The organism is Acidovorax sp. GBBC 1281, assembly GCF_028473645.1.
In the GTDB taxonomy this organism is placed as follows: Bacteria; Pseudomonadota; Gammaproteobacteria; order Burkholderiales; family Burkholderiaceae_C; genus Paracidovorax.
This window is the reverse complement of the sequence record NZ_CP097269.1, coordinates 5,615,770-5,638,742: the sequence shown is the minus strand read 5'-3', so window position 1 is coordinate 5,638,742 and position 22,973 is coordinate 5,615,770. Positions and strand designations below refer to the sequence as shown.

Annotated in this window: 24 protein-coding genes; 8 read left to right on the top strand and 16 right to left on the bottom strand. The window is 68.3% G+C overall.

The window, feature by feature from the left end:
- Positions 1-133 precede the first annotated feature (133 nt).
- Positions 134-526, top strand: coding sequence for a BPSL0067 family protein (locus M5C96_RS26470; RefSeq protein WP_272566347.1), 393 nt, complete (start codon positions 134-136; stop codon positions 524-526).
- Positions 527-602: 76 nt separating this feature from the next.
- Positions 603-1,022 carry an STY0301 family protein gene (locus tag M5C96_RS26465; protein ID WP_272566346.1) on the top strand — a complete coding sequence of 140 codons (420 nt, stop codon included), beginning with the start codon at positions 603-605 and terminating at the stop codon, positions 1,020-1,022.
- A 45-nt stretch (positions 1,023-1,067) separates the two neighbouring features.
- Here M5C96_RS26465 and M5C96_RS26460 read toward each other — a convergent pair whose 3' ends face one another.
- Both M5C96_RS26460 and M5C96_RS26455 read right to left on the bottom strand, forming a co-directional pair.
- A complete protein-coding gene (locus tag M5C96_RS26460; protein WP_272566345.1) occupies positions 1,068-1,316 on the bottom strand; it encodes a DUF3297 family protein in 249 nt (82 codons plus the stop codon).
- A gap of 248 nt (positions 1,317-1,564) precedes the next feature.
- Positions 1,565-2,515 carry an IS5 family transposase gene (locus M5C96_RS26455; RefSeq protein ID WP_272563652.1) on the bottom strand — a complete coding sequence of 317 codons (951 nt, stop codon included), beginning with the start codon at positions 2,513-2,515 and terminating at the stop codon, positions 1,565-1,567.
- A gap of 104 nt (positions 2,516-2,619) precedes the next feature.
- Between M5C96_RS26455 and M5C96_RS26450 the strand changes: the two genes are divergently transcribed.
- Positions 2,620-2,832, top strand: a complete 213-nt coding sequence (locus tag M5C96_RS26450) for a DUF1493 family protein (RefSeq protein ID WP_272566344.1) — start codon at positions 2,620-2,622, stop codon at positions 2,830-2,832.
- 82 nt (positions 2,833-2,914) lie between these two features.
- Here the strand turns inward: M5C96_RS26450 and M5C96_RS26445 are convergent, their stop codons facing one another.
- From M5C96_RS26445 to M5C96_RS26430, 4 genes are all read right to left on the bottom strand, one after another.
- Positions 2,915-4,168, bottom strand: a complete 1,254-nt coding sequence (locus tag M5C96_RS26445; RefSeq protein WP_272566343.1) for a nucleoside recognition domain-containing protein — start codon at positions 4,166-4,168, stop codon at positions 2,915-2,917.
- 84 nt (positions 4,169-4,252) lie between these two features.
- Positions 4,253-4,735 (bottom strand): DUF2214 domain-containing protein, encoded by a 483-nt coding sequence (locus tag M5C96_RS26440; RefSeq protein ID WP_272566341.1) that lies wholly within the window; start codon positions 4,733-4,735, stop codon positions 4,253-4,255.
- 8 nt (positions 4,736-4,743) lie between these two features.
- Entirely contained in the window at positions 4,744-5,136 is a 393-nt protein-coding gene (locus M5C96_RS26435) for a DUF6152 family protein (RefSeq protein ID WP_272566339.1), read from the bottom strand.
- Between the two features lie 185 nt (positions 5,137-5,321).
- Positions 5,322-6,326, bottom strand: coding sequence for a recombination-associated protein RdgC (locus M5C96_RS26430; RefSeq protein ID WP_272566338.1), 1,005 nt, complete (start codon positions 6,324-6,326; stop codon positions 5,322-5,324).
- Between the two features lie 366 nt (positions 6,327-6,692).
- On the opposite strand from M5C96_RS26430, the gene M5C96_RS26425 reads away from it, so the two are divergent.
- Positions 6,693-7,280, top strand: a complete 588-nt coding sequence (locus tag M5C96_RS26425; RefSeq protein WP_272566336.1) for a Spy/CpxP family protein refolding chaperone — start codon at positions 6,693-6,695, stop codon at positions 7,278-7,280.
- Positions 7,281-7,454: 174 nt separating this feature from the next.
- Positions 7,455-8,036, top strand: coding sequence for an acyloxyacyl hydrolase (locus M5C96_RS26420; RefSeq protein ID WP_272566334.1), 582 nt, complete (start codon positions 7,455-7,457; stop codon positions 8,034-8,036).
- Positions 8,037-9,017: 981 nt separating this feature from the next.
- On the opposite strand, the gene M5C96_RS26415 is transcribed toward M5C96_RS26420, so the two are convergent.
- The 4 genes from M5C96_RS26415 to M5C96_RS26400 all read right to left on the bottom strand — a co-directional run bounded on the left by M5C96_RS26415 (position 9,018) and on the right by M5C96_RS26400 (position 16,685).
- A complete protein-coding gene (locus tag M5C96_RS26415) occupies positions 9,018-13,520 on the bottom strand; it encodes an EAL domain-containing protein (protein ID WP_272566333.1) in 4,503 nt (1,500 codons plus the stop codon).
- A 124-nt stretch (positions 13,521-13,644) separates the two neighbouring features.
- Positions 13,645-14,760, bottom strand: coding sequence for a 3-deoxy-7-phosphoheptulonate synthase (locus tag M5C96_RS26410; protein WP_272566331.1), 1,116 nt, complete (start codon positions 14,758-14,760; stop codon positions 13,645-13,647).
- A gap of 45 nt (positions 14,761-14,805) precedes the next feature.
- Positions 14,806-15,288 carry a C40 family peptidase gene (locus M5C96_RS26405; RefSeq protein WP_272566329.1) on the bottom strand — a complete coding sequence of 161 codons (483 nt, stop codon included), beginning with the start codon at positions 15,286-15,288 and terminating at the stop codon, positions 14,806-14,808.
- Positions 15,289-15,338: 50 nt separating this feature from the next.
- The gene (locus M5C96_RS26400; RefSeq protein ID WP_272566327.1) at positions 15,339-16,685 is read right to left on the bottom strand and encodes a chloride channel protein; all 1,347 of its coding nucleotides are present in this window, start codon (positions 16,683-16,685) and stop codon (positions 15,339-15,341) included.
- A gap of 175 nt (positions 16,686-16,860) precedes the next feature.
- Between M5C96_RS26400 and ssb the strand changes: the two genes are divergently transcribed.
- Entirely contained in the window at positions 16,861-17,430 is a 570-nt protein-coding gene (gene ssb / locus M5C96_RS26395) for a single-stranded DNA-binding protein (RefSeq protein WP_272566325.1), read from the top strand.
- Between the two features lie 106 nt (positions 17,431-17,536).
- Here ssb and M5C96_RS26390 read toward each other — a convergent pair whose 3' ends face one another.
- From M5C96_RS26390 to M5C96_RS26370, 5 genes are all read right to left on the bottom strand, one after another.
- Positions 17,537-17,809 (bottom strand): hypothetical protein, encoded by a 273-nt coding sequence (locus tag M5C96_RS26390; protein WP_272566324.1) that lies wholly within the window; start codon positions 17,807-17,809, stop codon positions 17,537-17,539.
- A 5-nt stretch (positions 17,810-17,814) separates the two neighbouring features.
- On the bottom strand, positions 17,815-18,363 hold the full coding sequence (locus tag M5C96_RS26385; RefSeq protein WP_272566323.1) for a type 1 glutamine amidotransferase domain-containing protein: 549 nt from the start codon (positions 18,361-18,363) through the stop codon (positions 17,815-17,817).
- Between the two features lie 102 nt (positions 18,364-18,465).
- Positions 18,466-18,888, bottom strand: coding sequence for a DUF6691 family protein (locus tag M5C96_RS26380; RefSeq protein WP_272566322.1), 423 nt, complete (start codon positions 18,886-18,888; stop codon positions 18,466-18,468).
- Positions 18,889-18,904: 16 nt separating this feature from the next.
- Positions 18,905-19,333, bottom strand: coding sequence for a YeeE/YedE family protein (locus M5C96_RS26375; RefSeq protein ID WP_272566321.1), 429 nt, complete (start codon positions 19,331-19,333; stop codon positions 18,905-18,907).
- 5 nt (positions 19,334-19,338) lie between these two features.
- Positions 19,339-19,653, bottom strand: a complete 315-nt coding sequence (locus tag M5C96_RS26370; RefSeq protein ID WP_272566320.1) for an ArsR/SmtB family transcription factor — start codon at positions 19,651-19,653, stop codon at positions 19,339-19,341.
- A 124-nt stretch (positions 19,654-19,777) separates the two neighbouring features.
- On the opposite strand from M5C96_RS26370, the gene M5C96_RS26365 reads away from it, so the two are divergent.
- The gene (locus M5C96_RS26365; RefSeq protein WP_272566319.1) at positions 19,778-20,659 is read left to right on the top strand and encodes an MBL fold metallo-hydrolase; all 882 of its coding nucleotides are present in this window, start codon (positions 19,778-19,780) and stop codon (positions 20,657-20,659) included.
- Between the two features lie 150 nt (positions 20,660-20,809).
- Entirely contained in the window at positions 20,810-21,148 is a 339-nt protein-coding gene (locus M5C96_RS26360) for a serine/threonine protein kinase (RefSeq protein ID WP_272566318.1), read from the top strand.
- A gap of 160 nt (positions 21,149-21,308) precedes the next feature.
- Here M5C96_RS26360 and M5C96_RS26355 read toward each other — a convergent pair whose 3' ends face one another.
- Positions 21,309-22,970 carry an L-lactate permease gene (locus tag M5C96_RS26355; RefSeq protein WP_272566317.1) on the bottom strand — a complete coding sequence of 554 codons (1,662 nt, stop codon included), beginning with the start codon at positions 22,968-22,970 and terminating at the stop codon, positions 21,309-21,311.
- Positions 22,971-22,973: the final 3 nt, after the last annotated feature.

Below are 22,973 nucleotides of genomic sequence, written 5' to 3'. Positions count from 1 at the left end.
TCTGGGGTTGGGGTCATGCCGTCTGCAATTCGATTTGTGCAACAGCGCCGGTGTGATTGCAACCGTTGGAAATAGCTGCGGAAAGCTACAGGATCCCTTTTAAGATCCTCTCTTTTATGTGATGACAAAAACGATGCCTTATATCTACCAAAGTGTCTTGTCGCTTCAGAACACCGACAAGGTTGGCAGCAAGCATTGCGTGGCGCTACTTCAGTATTATGCGAACGTGCCCCACACCAGCATTTGGAAGAAAGGTGAAACGGTATTTGGTAATGCCAATATCAAGCAAGGCACAGCCATCGCCACATTCAACAGCAAGGGCCACTACGGCAGCCTGCCCACGGGCAATCATGCGGCGTTCTTCATCTCCCAGGATGCTGGTGGCATCTGGATCATGGATCAATGGTTGAGCGATGTGAAAAAGCCCAAGGTGTCAAAACGCTACTTGACTCCCAAGCCCCAAAGCAAAAATGGAGTCTTCACTGACGCCAGCAATAACGCCGCGGCGTATTCCGTAATCGAATGACGACGACAACGATGGGATTTCTATGACGTCAGCCTGCCTCCTACGCCGCTCACCCGGCTGGTCCACGGCTCTTGCCGTGGTCATTTTCGCGGTAACAGGTATGCCAAATACAGCTGTAGCTGCTTCTACCACGCTGGAATGTCCCCCTACAGTACAGCTCAACGAGCCACGGGCTTCTGCATCCAGCCTGCCCGCAGGCGCGGAAATCGTGCTGGACGCGAATCCCCTGAGGCTGACCGGCTACAACGTCTTCGATGGTCCTCTCATTCGTGAGGCCGCGTTGATGCCACAGTCAGATAAGCCCGGCAAAGGCGGCTCTACCGCCGTATGGACTTTCGAAGGAGATTACTCACAGGGCAAGTTCCTTTCCTGCGACTATGCTGGCGGCGTGGTGCGAATGGCGCAGCGCGTGGATGACGCGGTGAAGCGCTGTACGGTTGTATCGCGCAAGTCGGGCAAGCCGGCAGTGCTACAGGTACGTTTTCAATGCGAGTGACGCCGGGACCGCCGGTCCAGACAATCCGCCTTCTCGGCGGATTTTTTATTTGTAGAACGCTTCCACCGCGCCCTTGAGCGTGATCATCAGCGGCCGGCCCTTGCGGTCCACCGTCTTGCCCGCGGGCACCTTCACCCACCCCCCGCTCACGCAGTACTCCTCCACGTCGAAGCGCTCCTTGCCATTGAAGCGGATGCCGATGTCGTGCTCGAACACGGCGACGACATGGTGCGGGCTGCGCGGGTCGATGGAGAGGTGGTCGGGCAGGTCGGGGCGTTGCGGAGCGTCGGTCATCAATTTTCTCTTCTGAAAAAAATCAACAATGGAGAGCGAAATAATCGGATGGGTTAATGATTAAATACTGCACGATCAATAACAAAGGGAGTCATCCTGTCAAATACTTATCAATACCATAACCTCGCCGACCTTTCTCCGGAAGAATTATTCCTGTGGATAGCCATCGACCAGACACTGGATCAACTGGGCGGGGCGCTGTTGCACAAATCGAATTGCAGACGGCATGACCCCAACCCCAGACGGACCTATGCCACAGCAGTCACCGACACGGTGTGAGGACGGCCGATCTGACTGAACCGATTGAGCAAGGCCACGCGGACATGCAGCTCCACAACCTGGCGGTCGAACGTGCGCGCGATCACCCGTTCGCCCAGTCGCTTGAAGCAGTGCATCTTCGTCTCCACAAGGCTGCGCCGGTGGTAGCCGCTCCACTTCTTCCAAATGCCGCGACCCAGGCGCTGGCACGCCCGAATGGCCTCATTACGATGCGCCGAGCCCGGACTCGACTTCTTCCAATGGCTGGCGTTCTTGCGGGGCGGGATCACCGCCATCGCGTGCCGCTCGGCAATGGCGTCCAGGCAGGCGCGCGTGTCGTAGGCGCCATCGGCACTGACGCTTTCGATGGATTCGTCAGTGGGAATCTGAGCCAGCAACCCGGGCAACATCGGCGCATCCCCAATGGCGTTGCTGGTCACCTCGATGGCGCGTATTTCCAGCGTCTGCGCGTCGATGCCCAGATGGACCTTGCGCCATTCGCGCCGGTATTCAGCACCATGCTTCTTGCGTTTCCACTCTCCTTCGCCCAGGAACTTGATGCCGGTGCTGTCCACCAGCAACTGCAGCGGCGAGTTGGTTCGCTGGTAGCTCAGTTCGACCTGCAAGGTCTTTTGGCGCCGGCAAACAGTGCTGAAGTCAGGTACCGGCCAGTCCAGCTTTGCCAGCCGCAGCAGGCTCTGCACCATGCCCAGCGCCTGTCGCAAGGGCTGGCCGAACAGGCACTTGATGCTCAGGCAGAACTGGATTGCTGCGTCCGAGAAGGTTCGGCTGCGTCCACGCCTGCCGGTCGGCGTGCCAAACCACTGCATGCCCTCATCTAGCCACATCGTCAACGAGCCTCGCGCTTTCAGCGCCGCGTTGTACGCCTTCCAGTTCGTCGTGCGGTACTTGCTCCGCTGCCTGTTCTTCGTCTCTGTCACGCAGTCAGTCTACGGGCATCAGCATCGCGATTTGTGCAACAAAGCCGCCCCATACCGATCTGGTCAAAGACCTGGGCCTGACCGGCGATGACGCCTTTCATTTCATGGAAAATTTTGCTTCCAGGTTCCATGTGGCCCCAGGCGATTACCGGCCATCCGACTATTTCGGCGCAGAAGGTCTCTGGCTGCTTTCCCCTTTCAAGAAAAGCAAGTGCACCAGACCCATTACCCTGGGCATGCTCCTCCTGGCGGCAAAGGCAGGCGTGTGGGATGCACAAAGGCTTCAACAGGCGCATGAGCAAAAACAGTACGGCTGACTCGCGATCGCAAGATCGCGCAGGCGATTGATCGGCCGGTGCCCGTGGTCGTCTGGGCCCTGACCAGCCGGGGTCAACCCCCTCACCGCAGCATCGCGTACCCCACCCCGATCGCCGCCGCCAGCCCCACCGCATCCGCCACCAGCGCGCACGCCAGCGCATGCCGCGCGTGCCGGATGCCCACGCTGCCGAAGTACACCGCCAGCACGTAGAAGGTGGTTTCCGTCGATCCCTGCACGATGGCAGCCAGGCGGCCGGCGAAGGAATCGACGCCGTGCGTCTGCATGACATCGATCATCAGGCCCCGCGCGCCGGCGCCGGAAAGCACCTTCATCAACCCCACGGGCAGGGCCGGCAGGAACGCGGTGTCCCAGCCCATCGCCGCCACGCCCGCGCCGATGGCGCCCAGCAGCGCATCCATGCAGCCCGCGGCGCGGAAGACGCCGATGGCCGCGAGGATGGCGATGAGGTAGGGCACGATCTGCACCGCCACGCCGAAGCCTTCCTTGGCGCCTTCGATGAAGGCGTCGTAGACGTTCACGCGCCGCACGGCGCCCGCCAGCACGAAGAGCATGACCACGCCCAGGATGACCGCCGCTCCGGTGGTGCCGGCGATGCGCGCGGCCTGCTCGGCCGGCAACCGGGCGAGCGCAGTGACCGCCGCCGCCAGCAGCCCGGCCACGGCCAGCACGGGCAGCAGAAAGCGCGCGCGCCACAGGGGCAGGCGCTGGCACACGGCCACGGCCAGCACGCCCGCCAGCAGCGACGCGAAGGTGACCAGCAGCGTCGGCAAAAAGATGTCCGCCGCGTTGAAGCCCGCGCCCAACCCCTGCTTCAGGGCCAGGCTCTGGCGGATGGCAATGACCGAGGTGGGAATGAGCGTGAGCCCCGCGGTGTTCATCACCACGAACATGATCTGCGCGTTGCTGGCGGTGTCGGGCGGGCCGGGGTTGAGGGTCTGCAGTTCGCGCATGGCCGTGAGGCCGAGCGGCGTGGCGGCGTTGTCCAGGCCCAGCAGGTTGGCCGAGAGGTTCATGGTCATCGCGCCCTGCGCCGGGTGGCCGTCGGGCACGCCGGGGAACAGCCGGCGCAGCAGCGGGGCAGCGGCGCGGGCGAGCAGCTCGATCATGCCGGCGCGCTCGCCCACGCGCAGCAGGCCCAGCCACAGCGCCATCACGCCGGCCAGGCCCAGCGAGATCTCGAAGCCCGAGCGGGCCGCATCGAACAGCGCGGCCAGCAAGGCCTGGAAGATGCCGTCCGCGCCCAGCAGCCAGCGCACGACGGCCGTGGCGAACGCCACGGTGAAGAACCCGATCCAGACCCAGTTGAGCGCCATGGCCGGCATGGTAGCCGCACGGACCCTGAGAACCTGTCCAATGTCTTTTTGGAGATCGCGTTGGCGCTCAATCGCCCGACGTTCTCAGAGAAATCCGATCCAGCGCCCCGCCAGCACGGCCCCCAGCCACAGCGCGAGCGACACCGCGGCCTGCATGCGCACCCAGCCGCCGGCCCGCCCTTCGCGCAGGGCGCGCGCCCAGTGCCCGCCGGCATGCAGCGCCAGCGCATTCAGCAGCGCCAGCCCGATCACCGCCACCTTCACCAGGAACGCCGGATTGGCCAGGTAATCGGCCGGCCGGGTGGCGAACAGCCACAGCCCGGTGACCAGGGCCAGCGCGATCCCCGCCCCCGCCGCGCGCGACAGGAACGGACCCAGCAGTGCCAGGGGAATGCGCCGGCCGACCAGGCGCAGGTCCAGCAGCACGGCGGCGCCCACGCCCAGGCCCAGCACGGCGATGTGCAAGGCGTTGACCACCAGGTAGACCGTGCCGGACTGGCGCAGCCACGCGGCCGGGGCGGACGCGGCCAGGGTGTCCAGCAGGGGCGCGAGCCCGGCGAAATCCATGGGGCCTTCTAGCGTTTGGGGTTCTGGATGCGCTCGGGGTAGAGGTCGTAGGTCTTGCCGCCGACCTGGATCTGCACGGCCTTCATGCGCCGCTGGAAAGTGTCCCGGTCACGGTTGCCGATGGCGGTGATGGCATCGCCCGGCTTGGCGGAGGCCGCGGTGAAACCGGAGCGCTCGGTCTGCGACGGATTGCCCAGCTCCACGCGCCAGAGGGCGCCCTCGGCGGTCTTGACCTCCAGCGTGGGATGGGGCGGCGCGATCTGCACGCGCTGCACGGTGCCGGCCAGCTCGGACTGGGCTTCTTCCGCCCAGGACCAGCCGTGGTGCGCCTGCGCGGGGCCCGCGCACAGGGCCGCCAGGGCAACGGCGGTGCTGACAACGGAACGGGTGATGACGGTCATCGGATACCTCCAGGCAACGGTTTTCACGGGACGTGGGGAATGCGCCGGTCGGCCATCGGTCCAGGCCGGCCCTGCCGCGACAGCCATCGTGCACGCAGCGGGGCGCATCGCCAAACGATGGCCCCACGGCGATGCGGGTTCGCGCCCGCGCGGCAGCGCGCTGTCCCGGGCCGCGGGCCCGCGGGTCAGAACGGTGCGTCGTCGTCTTCGGCACCGTTGGCCGCCACGGCAGCAGGGCTGCTCGAAGGCGCAGGGGCGGCAGTGTCGGCCGCCGGCGCTGCCGGGGGCGTGCCGCCCAGTTCGGTGCGGCCTTCGCCGCCCAGCGCCTCGATCAGGTCGGGAATCAACTTGCTGAGCTCGCCCGTGGCGATGGCCACGTCGGTATCGAAGCCGCCGTCATCGGCCTTGGTGCCTTCGAACACCGTGTCCAGGAACGATATCTTGCGCACCTGCAGGCCTTCGCTCAGCAGGAACGACACGCGATCGTCCCAGGTCATCGCGAGCTTGGTGGGCAGCTTGCCGGCGGCGATGTGCTCGCGCACCTCGTCGATGTCGAGCGGATGGCGGGCATAGCGCACCACGGCCTTGGCCTCGTCGGCGCTCTTGAGCTCGCACTCGCGGTCCACGCTGAAGCCCACGGGCGGCTCCTGCGTGCTGAGCCAGTGCGACATGGCGGCCTGGGGCGAGGTCTGCGTATCGAGCAGCGCCACCGACAGGCCGGGCAGCGCCTCGACCAGCAGCGTGACGACCTCGTCGGCCCGCGACTGGCTGCTGGTGTCCAGCACCAGCCAGTGGGCCTGCGGGTCGATCCACACCCACATCGACCCCTGCTTGGTGAAGGCCATGGGCAGCAGGTCGAGCTTGGCCTCGTCCTTGAGCTCCTTGGCTTCCTTCTTGCCGGGCTTGCGGCCGGTTTCCTGCTCGATGCGCGCGGCCTTTTCCTTGACCTTGCGGTTGAGCACCGAGCCGGGCAGCATCTTGGACTCGACCATGAAGCGCAGCACCCACTGCCCGCCCACGGATTCGGCCATGAGGCCGTGCGCGTCGCCCCGCGGCGGCACCCAGCCCAGCGATTTTTCCTGCGTGGCGCCGCACTCCACGAACGGCGTCTTGGCCAGCGCCTCTTCCACCTGCGACAGGTCCACCTGCCACTGCGGCGCGATGCGGTACACGATCATGTTCTTGAACACGGAAATCCTTCAGCTCTGACGTTCATTGGCACACCCTGGGGCGCCCGCCCGGGGGCGCGGCGCGGTGCAGCGGGGTGCCATTGTCGGGGGTGCGGTCGGCGCCGGGCCCGCGGCCTGGCGCGGCTTTCACCGGCATGGCACCCCGTTTGCTATTTATTTAATAGCTGCACGGGCAATCGATACGCCGGCATGGGGCCATTCCCATGCCCCGTTGCACGGACAGGGCAACCAACCCTTGTCACAACTTTACACAGCCACACGAACGCCTCACGCCGGCGTTACACAGGGGGAAGACACTGGCCCTCAACCGCTGCAACGGTCGTTGCGGCGGACCCACTCGCCCCCTGGGGCAAGAAAGGAACCACCATGTCCATCTTCTTCCAACGACGCATCGCCGGCGCTGCCGCCGCCACCGCCCTGCTGGCTGCCCTCGCCGCACCCGCCTTCGCGCAGACCCCTCCCCCCGCCCCGTCCGCGCCGCCCGCCGCCGGCCAGTCGCAGGACGGCCCGCGCCACCGCATGCCCAGCCCCGAGCAGCGCAAGGCGCACATGGAGCAGCGTGCCAACGCCCTGCAGCAAAAGCTGCAGCTCACCCCGGCCCAGCAGCCCGCCTGGGAAACCTTCAAGGCCGCGATGCAGCCGCAGGAGCGCGGCGCGCGGCTCGATCCCAAGGGCCTCGACCAGCTGACCACGCCCGAGCGCATCGACCGCATGCGGGCCATGCGCGCCCAGCACAGCGCGGAGGCCGACCGCCGCGATGAAGCCACCAAGGCGTTCTACGCTACGCTGACCCCGGCGCAGCAAAAGACGTTCGACCAGGAAAGCCGCCGCATGCACCGCCACCCCGGCATGGGCGGCCCACGCGATGGTGAGCGCGGCAAGGACGGACGCCATGGCGGCCCGCGCGGCGAACGCCCGGCCGTGCCGCCGGTGCCCGCACCCGCGCCGCAGTAAGCGATCGGTCCGGGGGGTTTGCGCACAGTCTGGACATCCCTGCATACCCTCCGGTCAGATCCCGACCGATCAGTACGGTTGAGGCGACTGCCTACAACGCACCCCCCGATGGGCGGCATACAGTGGGTTACACACGTTGTGCAAACCCACAGTCATCCCATCGAGGGAATTTCCATGCCGATCATCCACCTCCTGCGTTCCCGCGCCCTGTTGCGCGGGAACGCTTTTTTCTTGGCGCTGGCCTGCGTCGCCGGCGCGGGCGCCGTTCACGCTCAGCCTTCGGGCACCAGCCCGTCCGTCTACGTGCAGGGCGGCTGGGCAGAACACCAGACCAATTCCGCCGCTGTGGGCGTGACGCTGCCCTGGAACTGGCAGAGCGAGCTGTGGGGCCATGAAGTGCGCGGCTACTGGGACATTTCCGCCAGCCGCTGGTCGTACAACGGGGTCAACGGCTCGGGCGACCTGACCGTGGTCGGCTTCACGCCCACCTTCCGCCTGCGCCTGGACAACGGCAGTGCCAACTGGTTCTGGGAAGGGGGCGTCGGCATCACGTATGCCGACCGCAAGTACCACACCCCCGACAAGGAGTTCAGCACCCGCTACAACTTCGGCTCCCACCTGGGCGTGGGCTACAGCCTGGGCGCGCAGCGCCAGCACGAGATCGTGCTGCGGGTGCAGCACCTGTCCAACGCGGGCATCAAGAAGCCCAACCCGGGCGAGAACTTCGTGCAGCTGCGCTACGCGTACCACTTCTGATCCCTGCCTGCTTCATCCATGCCAACAAGGGCCCTTCGGGGCCCTTTTTTCTTTGGCCGATGCCGATCCGGAGCACATTGTGGACAAGCCTGGGGACATTTCCAGAGCAACCCATGGGTTATCCACAGAAGATACCGATGCGCCAAAGTTGTTGTCGCCCGGCATGCCGGTTCACCCGGCCGGCGCCACAGGGTTTACGGCCATCCAAGTGCTTGGCAGCGTTGAGGAAATCGGCCTTGTCCACAGAAACAGGGCTCCTCTACTACTACTGCTATGTATTGATAGAACCTTTAATGGAATAACAAAGAACCTCCGGGCCGCCGAAAAACCGACCGCCGCGCTCCTTGTCCGAGGCCACCCGGGCCCGGCGCAAAACGAAGGCATCCCGCCCGCCGTGGGAAAAGAAAAAGGGAAGGGAAAGAAAAAGAAGAAAGGGGCGAACGCCTCGCCGTCCGATCGACGGGCTGCGCCCGATCCATGGTCGGCAGGTGTCGGACCTGGCGACATCGCCCGGAAGGGGGCCGCTTTCGCGCCAACGGGTGGAAAGAGGGCGGCCACGGGAACAAGTCTGTGGATATTTCCCGCACAACCGGCCACTTGTCCACAGCGAAAGGCGATGCGCCGGTTTTGTCCCCGCCGCCGCGACAGCGGGAGCCGGGTGCCGCCCACAAGGTTCACGGCATCGCAAGTCCGTTGATCCGCAACGGAAAAATGCAGTTGTCCACAAAGGGAAACCGTGCTTACTACGACTACTATGGATTGATAAAGACATTAAGGAGAAGACAGAAAAAACCGTCGCCCGCGGCCCGCCCCGGATGGCCAGGAGGTGTGGCAGAACGAGACGCTCGTGGCGCAGGAAGGCGCCAGAGGCCTTCGGCACAGCGGAGGCAGGGGGAGGAAGGGGGGGAGGGCCCACCCGGCGCGTGGAGGGCCGCCCAGCCGCCCGGCAGGGGCCTGCCAGGGGCTGTCAGAGGAAAGAGATCAGACGAGCGCGTTCCGCAGGAAGCGCTCGAGCACGTCGGCCGGCAGCGGCCGACTGAAGAAATAGCCCTGGTAGAGCTGGCAGCCCGCCTGCGCCAGGCGGTTGCGCTGGGCGCCGGTCTCGACGCCTTCGGCGATGACGTTCAGGCCCAGGCTGCGCGAGAGCGCGATGATGGTGTCCACGATGGCCGCATCGTTGGGATCGCTGAGCAGGTCGCGCACGAAGCTCTGGTCGATCTTGAGCTGGTCCAGCGGCATGCGCTTGAGGTAGCTCAGGGAAGAGTAGCCGGTGCCGAAGTCGTCCAGCGAGAAACCCACCCCATGGGCGCGCAGCGCCGACATGGTGGCGATCGTGGTCTCCATGTCGTCCACGAAGAGGCTCTCGGTCAGCTCCAGCTTGAGCTGGTCGGCCGGCGCCCCGGTGAACACCAGCGCACGCACCACGTCGTCCACGAAGCCCGCGTGGTGGAACTGGCGCGAGCTCACGTTCACCGCCATGGTGAGGTGCGACAGGGAGGGCTCGTCCTGCCAGCTGGCCAGCAAGGTGCAGGCGGTGTGCAGCACCCAGCGGCCCAGGGGCAGCACGAGACCGGTTTCCTCGGCCAGCGGAATGAAATCGCCCGGCGGCACCATGCCCCGCTTGGCATGCGGCCAGCGCACCAGCGCCTCCACCCCGACCACGCGGTTCATCGTGTCCACCTGGGGCTGGTAGTGCAGCAGGAATTCCTCGCGGGCGATCGCCGTGCGCAGGTCGTCTTCCAGCGCGGCCCGGGCCGTCACCACGGCCTGCATGCCGGGGTCGAAAAAGCGCAGGGTGTTGCGGCCGGCGGTCTTGGCCTGGTACATGGCCAGGTCCGCCTGCTTGAGCAGCTCGCCCACGGTGGACTGGCCGTCGGTGAACGGGGCGACGCCGATGCTGGGCGTGCTGCGGTACTGGTAGCCGTCCAGGGCATAGGGGGCACTCAGCACCGACAGGATCTTCTCGCCCACCACGCGGGCGCTCACGGCCAGTTCGTCGGGCCGGGGGCTGAGCGCCTCGATCATCACCACGAACTCGTCGCCGCCCAGCCGCGCCACGGTATCGACGGTGCGCACGCAGGTGTTCAGGCGCTGCGCCACCTGCTGCAGCAGCAGGTCGCCCTTGTCGTGGCCCAGCGTGTCGTTCAGCGTCTTGAAGTTGTCCAGGTCGATGAACAGCAGCGCCCCGCCCTGGCGCTGGCGCTGCGCCGTGGCCAGGGCCTGGTGCATGCGGTCCATGAGCAGCATGCGGTTGGGCAGGCCGGTGAGCGAGTCGAAGAACGCCAGGCGCTGGATCTCGCGCTCGGTGGCCTTGCGGTGGCCGATGTCGGTGTGGATGGCCAGGATGGATTCGGGCTGGCCGCCCTCGTCGCGCACCAGGGTCCAGCGGCCTTCCACATCGATCGCATGCCCGTCCTGGTGGAACTGCACGATCTCGCCCGCCCACTCGCCCTGGGCCAGGGTGGCCTCGGTGGCGCGCAGGAATTCGGTGGCGTTCTGGTAGAGCAGCGTGTCGATGGTGCGGCCCAGCACCTGCGCCTGCGACCAGCCGTACATGCGCTCGGCGCCCTGGTTCCAGAACGTGATGCGGTGCTTCAGGTCGCGCACGATGATGGCGTCGCGGGCCTTGTCCAGCAGCGAGGCCTGGCGCCGGATGTGGGCGTCCGATGCCTGGCGGGCCATTTCGGCGGTGGCGCGCGCCGCGAAGATGCGCAAGGTGGAGGAAACCAGGGCCGGCCGCTCCAGCGGCTCGCGGAAGATCACGAAGATCAGCCCGATCGGCCGCCCTTCGGCGTCACGCAATTGCTGGCCCACGTAGCTTTGCGCGCCCAGCGCCGCGATGGGCGAGCGCGGATACATCTCGGACACGCCGGAGGTGACGACGTATTCCGCATCGGTCGCCAGACGCAGGCTGGGCGTGCCTTCCAGCGAATATTCGGCATTGGGCTGCACCACGCCGTCCTGCACGCGCGAAAGCGTGATGGCGCGCGGCGGCTGCCCCTCCACCGGCGGCAGCAACCGGGTCACGCAGCCGGCCTGTGCGCCCAGCGCTTCCGCCATGTTGCTGGCCAGCTGCTTGAAGAATTCGGTCCCCGTGCTGGCCGAGATGGCGGCGGCGGCCTTGAGCACCACGCTTTGCAGGCGCTGCTGGTCCTGGCGGGTGCGCAGGCTCTCGATGCCGAAGGCCAGGTCGTTGGCCAGTTGCTGCAGCAGCTCGGTTTCTTCGGAGCCGATCTCCAGCACGCCCGGCGGATACAGGTACAGCAGGCCGAAGGAGCGCTCGGCGTTGCGCAGCGGCAGGCTGATTACCGAGTGCAGGCCCTGCCGGAGCATGCGCTCGGTCCAGGTGGCAAACAGCGGGTCGAGCCGGATGTCGCGCACGATCACCGGCCGGCCGCTGCGCACCGCCACCCCGGCCGGGCCCTGGCCGCCCGGCTGGTCGGCCGACCCGCTCAGTTGGAGCCTTTCGATATAACTTTCGCTGTCCTTGCCTGCGCAGGCCACGGGCTCGATGCTCTGGCGCGCATCGTCGCGCACCATGCCGACCCAGGCCATCCGGTAGCCGCCCACGTCCGTGGCGATGCGGCAGACCTCGCGCAGCAGGTCGGCCTCGGAGGTCGCGCGCACCAGCGATTCGTTGCAGGCGGCCAGCAGCCGCTGGATGCTGCCCACCCGCGCCAGCTCCCGTTCGAGGCGCATGCGCTGCGTGACGTCGGTGGCCAGCACCTGGCGGGCGGGCACGCCGTTGAATTCGATGCCCCCGGCGTACACCTCGGTGTCGATCACCGTGCCGTCCTTCTTGCGGTGGCGCCGGTGCACGGCGTCGCGCCGGGCATTGTGGGGAATGGTGTGCGCCTCCCGGGTGCGGGCTTCGCGGTTGTCCTGCGGCCAGAGGTCGGGCGTGGTCATGCACAGCAGTTCCGCCTCGCTGTACCCGTAGTGGCGCACCATGGCCCGGTTGACGGCCAGGATGCGCAGGGTGCCCAGCTCGTACACCCACATGGGCTGCGGGTGCGCATCGAACAGCAGGCGGTACTGCTGCTCGGACGCGTGCAGCTGCGCGGCATAGCGCCGCAGCTGCACCACGGCGCCCAGCGACTCGGCCAGGATCTGCACGTGCGCCAGGTGGCGCTGCGAGAACGATGCCAGCGGGTCGCCGTTGACCTTGAGCATGCCCACCACCGCATCGCCCGCGCGCACCGGCGCCGCGATGAAGGCCACCGGCCCCGGCTCGCACAGGGCGGCCGAGGGCATGGCCTGGGCAACGGCCGGCTGGCTGCAGACGGTCTCGCCCGCGTCGATGCGGTGCCACAGCTCGTAGCCTTCCAGCGGGCGCACGTCGTTCAGCGGGACGGCGCGCATGCCGGTGCTGGCCTGCACCCGGGCTTTGTCGCCTTCGCGCATCACCACCATCGCACCGCCCGCATCGGACAGTTCCATCGCGGTGCGGGCCACCAGCTGCAACACCTCGTCCATGGACAGTTCGAGCGACGAAATCTTCTGCTGCACGCGCACCAGCTCGGCGTGGGTGCGGGCCTCGTCCTTGGCTTGCAGCGCGCTGTCCTTTTGCGCACTGATGTCGGTCATGCCGCCCACCATGCGGACCGCGCGGCCCTCGGCGTCGCGGATCACGAAGCCGCGGTCCTGCACCCAGGCGTAGCTGCCGTCGTAGCGGCGAAAGCGGTATTCCTCGGCCCAGTGCTTGGCCGTGCCCTCGATCGCCGCGTGGATGCTCTCCAGCACCGCGTCGCTGTCTTCCGGGTGCAGCCGAAGCGTCCACGACGTGCTGTCGTGCGGCAGGGTCTGCATCGGCACGCCGAACAGCGTCTGCATGCCCTCGTTCCACCACATGGAGTCGTCGTGCAGGTTCCAGTCCCAGATGGCGTCGGCTGTGGCGCGCGCCACCAGGTGAAAGCGCTCGTCGCTGGCGGCCCGCTCGGTGGCCATGCGCGCCTGGTTGCGCTGGCTGCGGCGCAGCTCCAGCAGGGCGATGGCCTGCCCGGCCACCGCGCGCAGCGATTCGAGCTGGGGCGGCTGCAGCACGCACGGCTCGGTGGACATCACCACCACGGCGCCCAGCACCCATTTCTCCGCGGTGATCAGCGGCATGCAGGCCACGGCGCGCACGCGCGGCCCGGCGATCACCAGCGGATGGCGGCGCAGCGTGGAATGGGCGTGCGTGTCCTGCACCTGCACCACCCGGCCGTCCACCGCCAGCGTGCACAGCGGGTGGGCCGCATCCAGCGACTGCAGTTCGATGCCGGTGCTGGCCTTGAACCACTCGCGCCCCTGGTCGATGAAACCGATCGCCGCCATGGGCATGCCGCACAGGCGGGCGGCCAGCCGGGTCAGCTGATCGAACGCCTCTTCCGCCGGGGTGTCCAGCACCGCGCAGGCGCGCAGCGCTTCCAGGCGTTTGCCCACGGGAGCGGCCTTGGGCGGCACGCTCAGAAGGCCAGCGGACAGGAAAGTGGCTGTTGGCATGGGTCGGTAGGCGACAGCACCTGCATGGGATTCGGGCGGATCGGGATCTGCGGCGGCAAATGACTACAAAAAGTAACGGTCAATGCTACACCGGCACCGCGACGGCCGGTGTTGCTTCCTGGCCCTATCGGGCCTTACGCCGTTCGCGCACCGCCTGCGCCAGGCCCTGCAGGACCGGCGCCGTCTGCGCCATGCTGATGCAGGCGTCGGTCACTGACACGCCGTGCGCCAGGGGCTGGCCGGCGACGATGTCCTGCCGGCCTTCCTGCAGGTGGCTCTCGATCATCAGGCCCACGATGCGATGGTCGCCCCCGGCCACCTGCCCGGCGACGTCGGCCGCCACGTCGATCTGGCGGCTGTGCTGCTTGCTGCTGTTGGCGTGCGAGACGTCGACCATCACCTGCGCGCGCAGCCCCGCCGCCTGCAGCAGCTGGCAGGCGGCGTCCACGGACGGCGCCGCGTAGTTGGGCTGCTTGCCGCCGCGCAGGATCACGTGGCAGTCGTTGTTGCCGCGCGTCTCGAAGATGGCGGACTGGCCCATCTTGGTCATGCCCATGAAGGCATGCGGCGCCTGGGCCGCCAGGATGGCGTCGCTGGCCACCTTCACGCCGCCGTCGGTGCCGTTCTTGAAGCCCACCGGGCACGACAGGCCGCTGGCCAGCTGGCGGTGGCTCTGGCTTTCGGTGGTGCGCGCCCCGATCGCGCCCCAGCTCACCAGGTCGCTGATGAACTGCGGGCTGAGCAGGTCGAGGAATTCGGTGCCCACCGGCAGGCCCAGCGCCAGGATGTCCAGGAGCAGCGCGCGGGCCATCTCCAGCCCCTCGTTGATGGCGAAGCTGCCGTCCAGGTGCGGGTCGTTGATGTAGCCCTTCCAGCCGACGGTGGTGCGGGGCTTCTCGAAATACACGCGCATCACGACCAGCAGGTTCTGCGACAGCGCGTCGGCCTGCGTTTTGAGCTGGCGGGCGTATTCCATGGCCTGCCCGTGGTCGTGGATCGAGCAGGGTCCCACCACCACGACGAGCCGGTCGTCCTGGCCGTGCAGCACGCGCGAGATCGCCGCGCGGCTGGTCTCGACCAGCTGCAGCGCGCCGGGCGGCGTGGGCAGCCATTCCTGCAGCAGCGCAGGCGTGATCAGCGGGCGCACGGCCTTGATGCGCGTGTCGTCGATGCGCGTCGTGTCGTGGGTGGAGAGCGGGGTGGCGGTGCGGTGCACGTGGGGGGTGGCTGGGGTCGTCATGGCGGCGATTGTCGCGCGCCGCCCGCCGCTGCCCCTCGGCCCCGCTCAGGGCCGGCGGAAGGCGGTTTTCTGCCGTGACCAGTAGCGCGAATCGAGCCGGTCCATCCGCACCTCGCCGCCGGTGGAGGGCGCGTGCACGAAGCGGCCCTCGCCCACGTAGATGCCTGCATGCGTCGGCCGGCCCGCGCCGAACACCACCAGGTCGCCCGTGCGCAGGTCGCCGCTCTCCACCGGCAGCCCGAAGTCGCTCAGCTGCGCCACGGTGCGCGGCGGGGCGATGCCTGCGCGGCTCTTGTACACATAGCCGATGAGGCCGCTGCAGTCGAACCCGCCCTCGGGCGTGTTGCCGCCATAGCGGTACGGCGTGCCCACCAGCCCCAACGCATGGATGGCGATGTCGCTCGACTGGTCGGGCGACAGCTGCGAATACGTCACGCTGGTGCGCGGCGAACGCGGCTGTGGCGTGGTGCCGCAGCCGGCCAGCAGCAAGGCGGAGGACAACAGTGCAAGGCAGAGGGAGGCACGCATGCGCCGAGGGTAACGGATGTGCTGCGGCACCAGGCGCGCGAGCGTGGATGTCAGCGGGGCGATGCGTCCGCCGGTGCCGCCGGCGCCGCGCCCACCTTGTGCAACAGGTGTTCCGCCAGCGTTTCGTACAGCGGGCGCACCAGCATGCGCGACACCAGGCTGGCCAGCATGGCCGAGGCCATCAGGCTCAGCACCATGGCATGGCCGTCCACCATCTCCATCACGATGATGAAGGCCGTGAGCGGCGCCTGCGTGACCGCCGCCAGGAAGGCCGCCATGCCCATGGCGATCAGGGCCGGGGCGATGTCCGCGCCGGTCAGCAGCGAGATGTTGTGCCCCACCCCCGCGCCGATCGACAGCGCCGGCGCGAAGAAGCCGCCGGGCACGCCGCACCAGGCCGTGAGCCAGGTGGCGATGAATTTCAGCGTGACATAGAACGCCGGGACATCGGCCTGCCCCGCCAGCATGTGCTTGACCGCCTCGGAGCCGGCGCCGAACGTGGCGCCGCCGGTGGCCAGGCCGATCACCGCCACCGCCAGCCCGCCCGCCGCCGCGAAGCGCACCGGGAACCGGGCGCGCCACTGGTTCAGCCGGCCCGGCGCACCGGTGAGCGAGGCGGTGATGAGCTTGGCGAACAGGCCGCCCAGCACGCCGCACACCAGGGCCACGCCCAGGCCGGGCAGCAGCGCGTCCCAGCCCAGGCGGGGCACGCGGATCACCCCGAAATAGGTCAGGTTGCCGAAGAACGACACGCCCATCAGCCCGGCCAGCACGATGGCCGCGATGATGAGCCCGCTGCTGCGCGATTCGAGCTTGCGCGACAGCTCCTCGATTGCGAACACCACGCCTGCCAGCGGCGCATTGAACGCCGCGGCGATGCCGGCGGCCCCGCCCGCCACCAGCAATGCATGGCTGGTGATGCCCGAGCGCGGCCCGAGCCAGCGCTGCGCGTGCTGCATCACGCCCGCCGCGACCTGCACCGACGGGCCTTCTCGGCCCATGGAAAGCCCGGCCAGAAAGCCCGCGCTGCCCAGCAGCACCTTGCCCAGCGACATGCGCAGCGAGACGAAGTAGCCGCGCTGGCCGGGCGGCAGGCCCGGCTCCAGCGCCGCCATCACCTGCGGAATGCCCGAGCCCGCAGCCCCGGGGACGAAGCGGCGCGTGGCCCACACGATGGCGGCCGTGAGCGCCGGGGTCCACAGCAGCACGGCCCAGCCGCCCTGCCAGTGCAGCACCTGCTCGAAGCGTGCGAACGCCCATTCCCCCAGGACCGTGAACGCCACCACGAAAAGCCCGGCCGCCGCGGCGTAGACCAGCACGATCGCGCGCTCCACCCACCGCCAGCCGTCCGCGAACTCCTGCCGCAGGTTGTGAAGAAAGTCGGGTTCGCGATGCATGGGAAATGGCCAGGGCAGGCGGTGGAACAAGGCGTTTTGATTGTGGCACGGGCTTCTCGCACGGCCGGTCCGCTCACGGGGCGAATCGGGCACAATCGACGGCTCCCCGCGGCCCCTGACAGGCCGCGCAGGCCGTAGTGCCTTCTCTCCACCATTCTCTACAGGCCCTTACACCATGGCATCCGTCAACAAAGTCATCATCGTGGGCAATCTCGGGCGCGATCCCGAAATGCGCACCTTCCCCAGCGGCGACCAGGTCGCCAACGTCACCATCGCCACCACCGACCGCTGGCGCGACAAGAACACCGGCGAGAACAAGGAAGCCACCGAGTGGCACCGCGTGGTGTTCAACGGCCGCCTGGCCGAAATCGTCGGCCAGTACCTGCGCAAGGGCTCGCAGGTCTATGTGGAAGGCAGCCTGCGCACCCGCAAGTGGACCGACCAGGCCGGCCAGGAAAAATTCACCACCGAAATCCGCGCCGACACCATGCAGATGCTGGGCAGCCGCCAGGGCATGGGCGGCGGCCAGGGCGGCGGTGGCGGCTACGAAGACAGCGGCTACGGCGGCGGTGGCAACGACGGCGGCTACGACAACAGCGCCCCGCCCGCTCCGGCACGCCGCCCGGCACCGGCACCGGTCCAGCGCCCTGCCGCGCCCGCACCGCGCCCGGCACCGGCGCCCGCTGCCCAGGCGCCGCGCGCGGCCTCGGGCTTCGACGACATGGACGACGACATTCCGTTCTGAAGCCGTCGCGCCGTCGTGGCCCATGAAAGGCCTGTCTTCGCAAGGAGACAGGCCTTTTTCGCACCTTTTTCGCGCGGGGTGCCGGGCCAACGACGGGCTGCTCTCTTCATGCGGCTTCCTTGCCCGCGCCTTCCTTTTCCTCGCCGGCCGGCTCCGTTTTCCACAGGCCCCGCACGTTCATCGCCGCCAGGCAGCACTGCAGCGCCATGAGCGCCCAGGCGCGGGTGTGCCATCCCCAGGCCAGCCACAGCACGTTGCTGCCGAGAAAGACCCAGAAGCCGGTATTGCGCCGCGCTGGGTGCGTGGAGGCGACCAGCCAAGCCGCCAGCACCGAGGCCGCGAATGCCGGCCATTGCAAAAGGCCGAGCCAGTCGTCCATCGCGGTCAGGCGCCCACGGCCTGCAGCAACTTCTGGTTGAACACCGGAATGTCGTCGGGCTTGCGGCTGCTGACCCAGTGCCCCTCGACGTGCACGGTTTCGTCCACCCAGGTGGCGCCAGCGTTGCGCAGGTCGGTGGCCAGGCTGGGCCAGCTGGTCAGGGTCTTGCCGCTCACCAGGCCGGCGTCCACCAGCAGCCAGGCGCCATGGCAGATCACGGCGATGGGCTTGCCGGCCTGGTCGATGGCCTGCACGAAGGCCTGGGCCTTCGCGTCCGTGCGCAGCGTGTCGGCGTTGAGCACGCCGCCGGGCAGCAGCACGGCATCGAACCGGGCGGGATCGGCCTGGTCGAGGGTGCCGTCCACCGTGAAGGTGTCGGCCTTCTCGTCGTGGTTGAAGCCCTGCACCTGGCCGGCCTTCGGGGCGATGATCCGGGTGGCGATGCCGGCCTTTTGCAGCGCGTCGCGCGGGCCGGTCAGTTCGACCTGTTCGAAGCCGTCGGTCACGAGGATGGCGACGGTGCGGGTGCCGGCGGCAGGGGAAGATGCGGTCATGGGTGGGATCCTTTCAAAGGCCACCAATCTAGGGGCCGTGGTGCCCGTGGCGTGTCGGCTAACTGCCATCGCGGCGCAGGACATCCGCCTGCACGGCGGTCGTCAGCCGCGCCCGCGCCAGCGCTCGATGCCCTCGAACACGGCCATGCCGGCCAGCAGGGCGGCCACGAACCACACGCCGTCCGGCACCCCCATGCCCAGCAGCACCAGGGCCGGGCCGGGGCAGATGCCGGCCAAGCCCCAGCCGATGCCGAACAGCATGCTGCCGCCCACCAGCCGCGCGTCAATGCCGTGCGCGGCGGGCCACTGCAGCGGTGTGCCGCGCAGCGTGGTGCCCCGGCGGCGCGCGAGCGCAAACGCCACCAGGGCCACGCCTACGGCGCCGGCCATCACCAGGGCGAGCGACGGGTCCCAGGGCCCCGCGATGTCCAGGAACCCCAGCACCTTGGCCGGGTCGGCCATGCCGGACACCAGCAGCCCCAGCCCGAAGACCAGGCCCGCGGCAAAGGCGATCAGAACGGTCATGTCGCGTTCCCTCCGTTCAGCCCAGGTGCCGCAGCACGAAGACCGTGCCCATGCCGGCCGCCATGAAAACCAGCGTGGCCACCAGTGAGCGCACCGACCAGCGCGACAGTCCGCACACGCCGTGGCCGCTGGTGCACCCCGCCCCGTAGCGCGTGCCCACGCCCACCAGCAGGCCCGCGGCGATGAGCAGGCCCGGGCCGGCGTCGATGCGCACCGCCGGCAGCGGCGCGGCCAGCACATAGGCCAGCGGCGCCGCGATCAGGCCCGCCACGAAGGCCACGCGCCAGGCCCGGTCGCCGCGCCGGGGCCGCAGCAGGCCTCCCACCACGCCGCTGATGCCGGCGATGCGCCCCGCCAGCAGGAAAAAGCCCCCGGCCGCCAGGCCGATGAGCGCGCCGCCCGCCAACGCGGTGCCGGGGGTGAAGGCGTTCCAGTCGATGGCCATGGGGTTCACTCCTTGGGGCAGTACAGGCGGTACAGCACCGCCAGGATCTCGAGCAGCGCGGCATCGGCCACGCGGTAGTGGATGTTCTTGCCCTCGCGCCGGGTCTCCACCACGCCCTGGGTGCGCAGCACGCCGAGCTGCTGCGATAGCGTGGGCTGCTGGATGCCCAGGCGCGCCTGCAGGTCGATCACGCACTGCTCGCCCTGCGACAGCTGGCACAGCAGCAGCAGCCGGTCTTCGTTGGCCAGGGCCTTCAGGGCCGAGACGGCCTGGCTGGCCGCCTGGCGCAGGCGTTCGGGGTCGATGGGAGTGGGGTCCATGGGAAGATCGATGCAAAAGCCGTCACAAGGCCACCGAAAGGTCGGCGTTGGATTCAATATATCAAATCACATAATATCTGTGAAAAGATTGTTGTCCGCTGAACCGTTCGAAAGGCCGCCCGCCATGCCCCGCACCACTTCCCTCCAGTCGTTCTTCGATCCCGCCACGGGCACGGTGACCCACCTCGTGTGGGATCTGGCGACGCGGTGCGCGGCCATCATCGATCCGGTGCTCGACTTCGATGCCGCCGCGGGCCGCACCGCCACCCGCTCGGCCGATGCGGTGCTGGCCTGCGTGCGCGAGCGGGGGCTCACGGTGCAGTGGATCCTGGAGACCCACGTGCATGCCGACCACCTGTCGGCCGCGCCGTACCTGAAGGCGCAGGCGGGGGGCCGCATCGCGGTGGGCGAGCACATCCGCGCGGTGCAGGCCGCCTTCGGCCGGCTCTTTCCCGCCGAAACCGGCGCCGCGGACGGCAGCCCGTTCGACCATCTGGTGCGCGATGGCGAGACGCTGCTGCTGGGCGACACGCCCGTCACGGCCCTGTGGGTGCCGGGGCACACGCCGGCCGACATGGCCTATCTCGTGGACGGCGCGGCCTTCGTGGGCGACACGCTCTTCATGCCCGACGTGGGCACGGCGCGGGCGGACTTTCCCGGGGGCGATGCGGCCACGCTCTACCGTTCTATCCAGCGGCTGCTGGCGCTGCCGGGCGACACGCGCCTGTTCGTGTGCCACGACTACCCACCGGCCGGGCGCGTGCCGCAATGGGAGACCACGGTGCAGGCGCAGCGCGAACACAACATCCACGTGGGCGGCGGCGTGGCCGAGGCGGATTTCGTCGCCCTGCGCCGCGCGCGCGACGCCACGCTGGGCGCGCCGACGCTGCTGCTGCCCTCCCTGCAGGTCAACGTGCGCGCCGGGCAGTTGCCGACCCCGGAGGCGAACGGCATCGCCTACCTGCGCATTCCGCTGAACGCGTTCGGGACGCCGCCGGCCGCCTGAGCCCGGGCGTAGTCGGGCCGTGCGGGATCGCTCCTACCCGGTAACAGGTGCCGCGCCCACTGCCCCGGCGCTGGCACGGGGCGAAGCTGTGGGCATCCGGCGCACCGTTGCACGGACCGCGTCCCCACCGACCGACCCAAGGAGCCTGCCATGCGCACCCCCATCGTTCCCGACACCGCCATCGACCCCACCGACGATCCCACGGCCGAAATGCCGGAAGGCGACGACATCAACGACCACCTGGAAGCCGAGCAGGACGTTTCGGACGGCATCGAGGACATCTCGGTGCAGGCCTTCGATGACCCGCGCAGCGGCGGCCCGCTGAACTTCGACGACGGCACCGACATGGCCCACCCTCGCGGCAAGACTGGCCGCGACGGCGGCACCTGGGAGGCCGAGGGCAGCGACAGCGGCGACCTGGAGCCACCGGCCGAGATGCTCTCCGACCGCAACGGCCCGAGCGACCCGGACGCCAAGCGCAACGGCTGACGCGGCGCGGCAGCGCAGCAAAAAAACAAAAAGGGGCGCCTGTGCGCCCCTTTTTGTTTTGCTATTGAAAATATAGCGGTATGCCCTAGTGGAACATGCGGTCGCGGCCAAAAAGGCTTCAAGCGCCTGACGTCGAGGCCGCCGCCGGTTCCACGCCCCCTCAGTGCACCACCATCAGGTGGAAGGGCCACACGTACGCCTGCAGCGTCACGTACAGCCCCACCAGGCAGGCCAGCGCGATCGAGTGGAAGAACACGTAGCGCAGGATGTCGCCCTCGTGGTTGAACCAGCGGGTGGCCGTCGATGCCACCACGATCGACTGCGCATCGATCATCTTGCCCATCACCCCGCCCGAGCTGTTGGCCGCACCCATGAGGTTGGGCGACAGACCCAACTGCTCGGCCGCGACCTTCTGCATGCCGCCGAACAGCACATTCGAGGCCGTGTCCGAGCCGGTGAGCGCCACGCCCAGCCAGCCCATCAGCGTGCCGAAGAACGGGTAGAACACGCCCGTGTTGGCGAACGCCAGCCCCAGCGTGGTGTCGGTGCCCGAATAGCGCGTGAGCGTGCCCAGGGCCAGCATGAGCACGATGGTGAGCAGCGAAAAGCGCACCAGCCACACCGTCTTGAAGAACGTGCGCGCGATGGCGACCGGGTTGTATTTCATGAAGAACGCGCTCACCACCGCCGACAGCAGGATGGCGGTGCCGGTGGCCGACAGCAAGTTCAGCGTGTACACCGCGCCCTCCTTGGTGGGCGTGGGCACCACGGGCGGCACCTTCTCGATCAGGTTGTGCAGGCCGGCCATGGGGAAGGCGGGCGCGAACAGGCCGTTGAGCCAGGCCTTGACCGGCGGCAGGCCCCAGATGAACACGAACACCGACAGGATGACCCAGGGCGTCCAGGCGGCCACCAGCGCGGCGCGGCTGTGCGCGGTGACGGGCTGGGGCGGCTTGGCCTCCGAGGCGCTCACGTCGCGCCCGCGCAGCGAGGCCGAGGTCCACACCGTCTTGGGCTTCCACACGCGCAGGAAGGCCACCAGCGAAGCCATGGAGACGATGGCGGCGATGATGTCCACCAGCTCGGGGCCGATGAAGTTGGACACCAGGTACTGGGGCACGGCGAAGGACACCGCCGTCACCAGGATGGCGGGCCAGATCTCCCACATGCCCTTGCGGCCCGCGAAGGCCCAGATCAGCCAGAACGGCACCAGCAGCGAGAAGAACGGCAGCTGCCGCCCCACCATCGCCGTCACCTCCATCAGGTCGTAGCCGTGCACCTTGGCCAGCGTGATGACCGGGGTGCCCAGCGCCCCGAACGCCACCGGCGCCGTATTGGCGATGAGCGACAGGCCCGAGGCGGCCAGCGGCGAGAAGCCCAGCCCGATCAGGATGGCCGCCGTCACCGCCACCGGGGTGCCGAAGCCCGCCGCGCCCTCGAAGAACGCGCCGAAGCTGAAGGCGATCAGCAGCAGCTGGATGCGCCGGTCGCCGGTGATGCCCGAGAGCGAATCCTGCAGCACCTTGAAGCTGCCGTTCTGCTCGGTCAGCTGGTGCAGGAAGATGATGTTCAGCACGATCCAGCCGATGGGCAGCAGGCCGGTGAAGCCGCCGTACAGCGCCGCCCGCCCGGCCATGTCGGCCGGCATGCCGTAGGCGAAGATCGCCACCAGCAGCGCCGCGACCAGGCCCAGCCCGGCCGCGATGTGCGCCTTGATGTGGAAGAAGCCCAGCGCGGCGAGCATCACGACCACCGGGATCGCGGCCAGCGCGGTGGAAATGATCATGTTGCCGAACGGGTCGTAGATTTGCTGCCAGGTCATGGA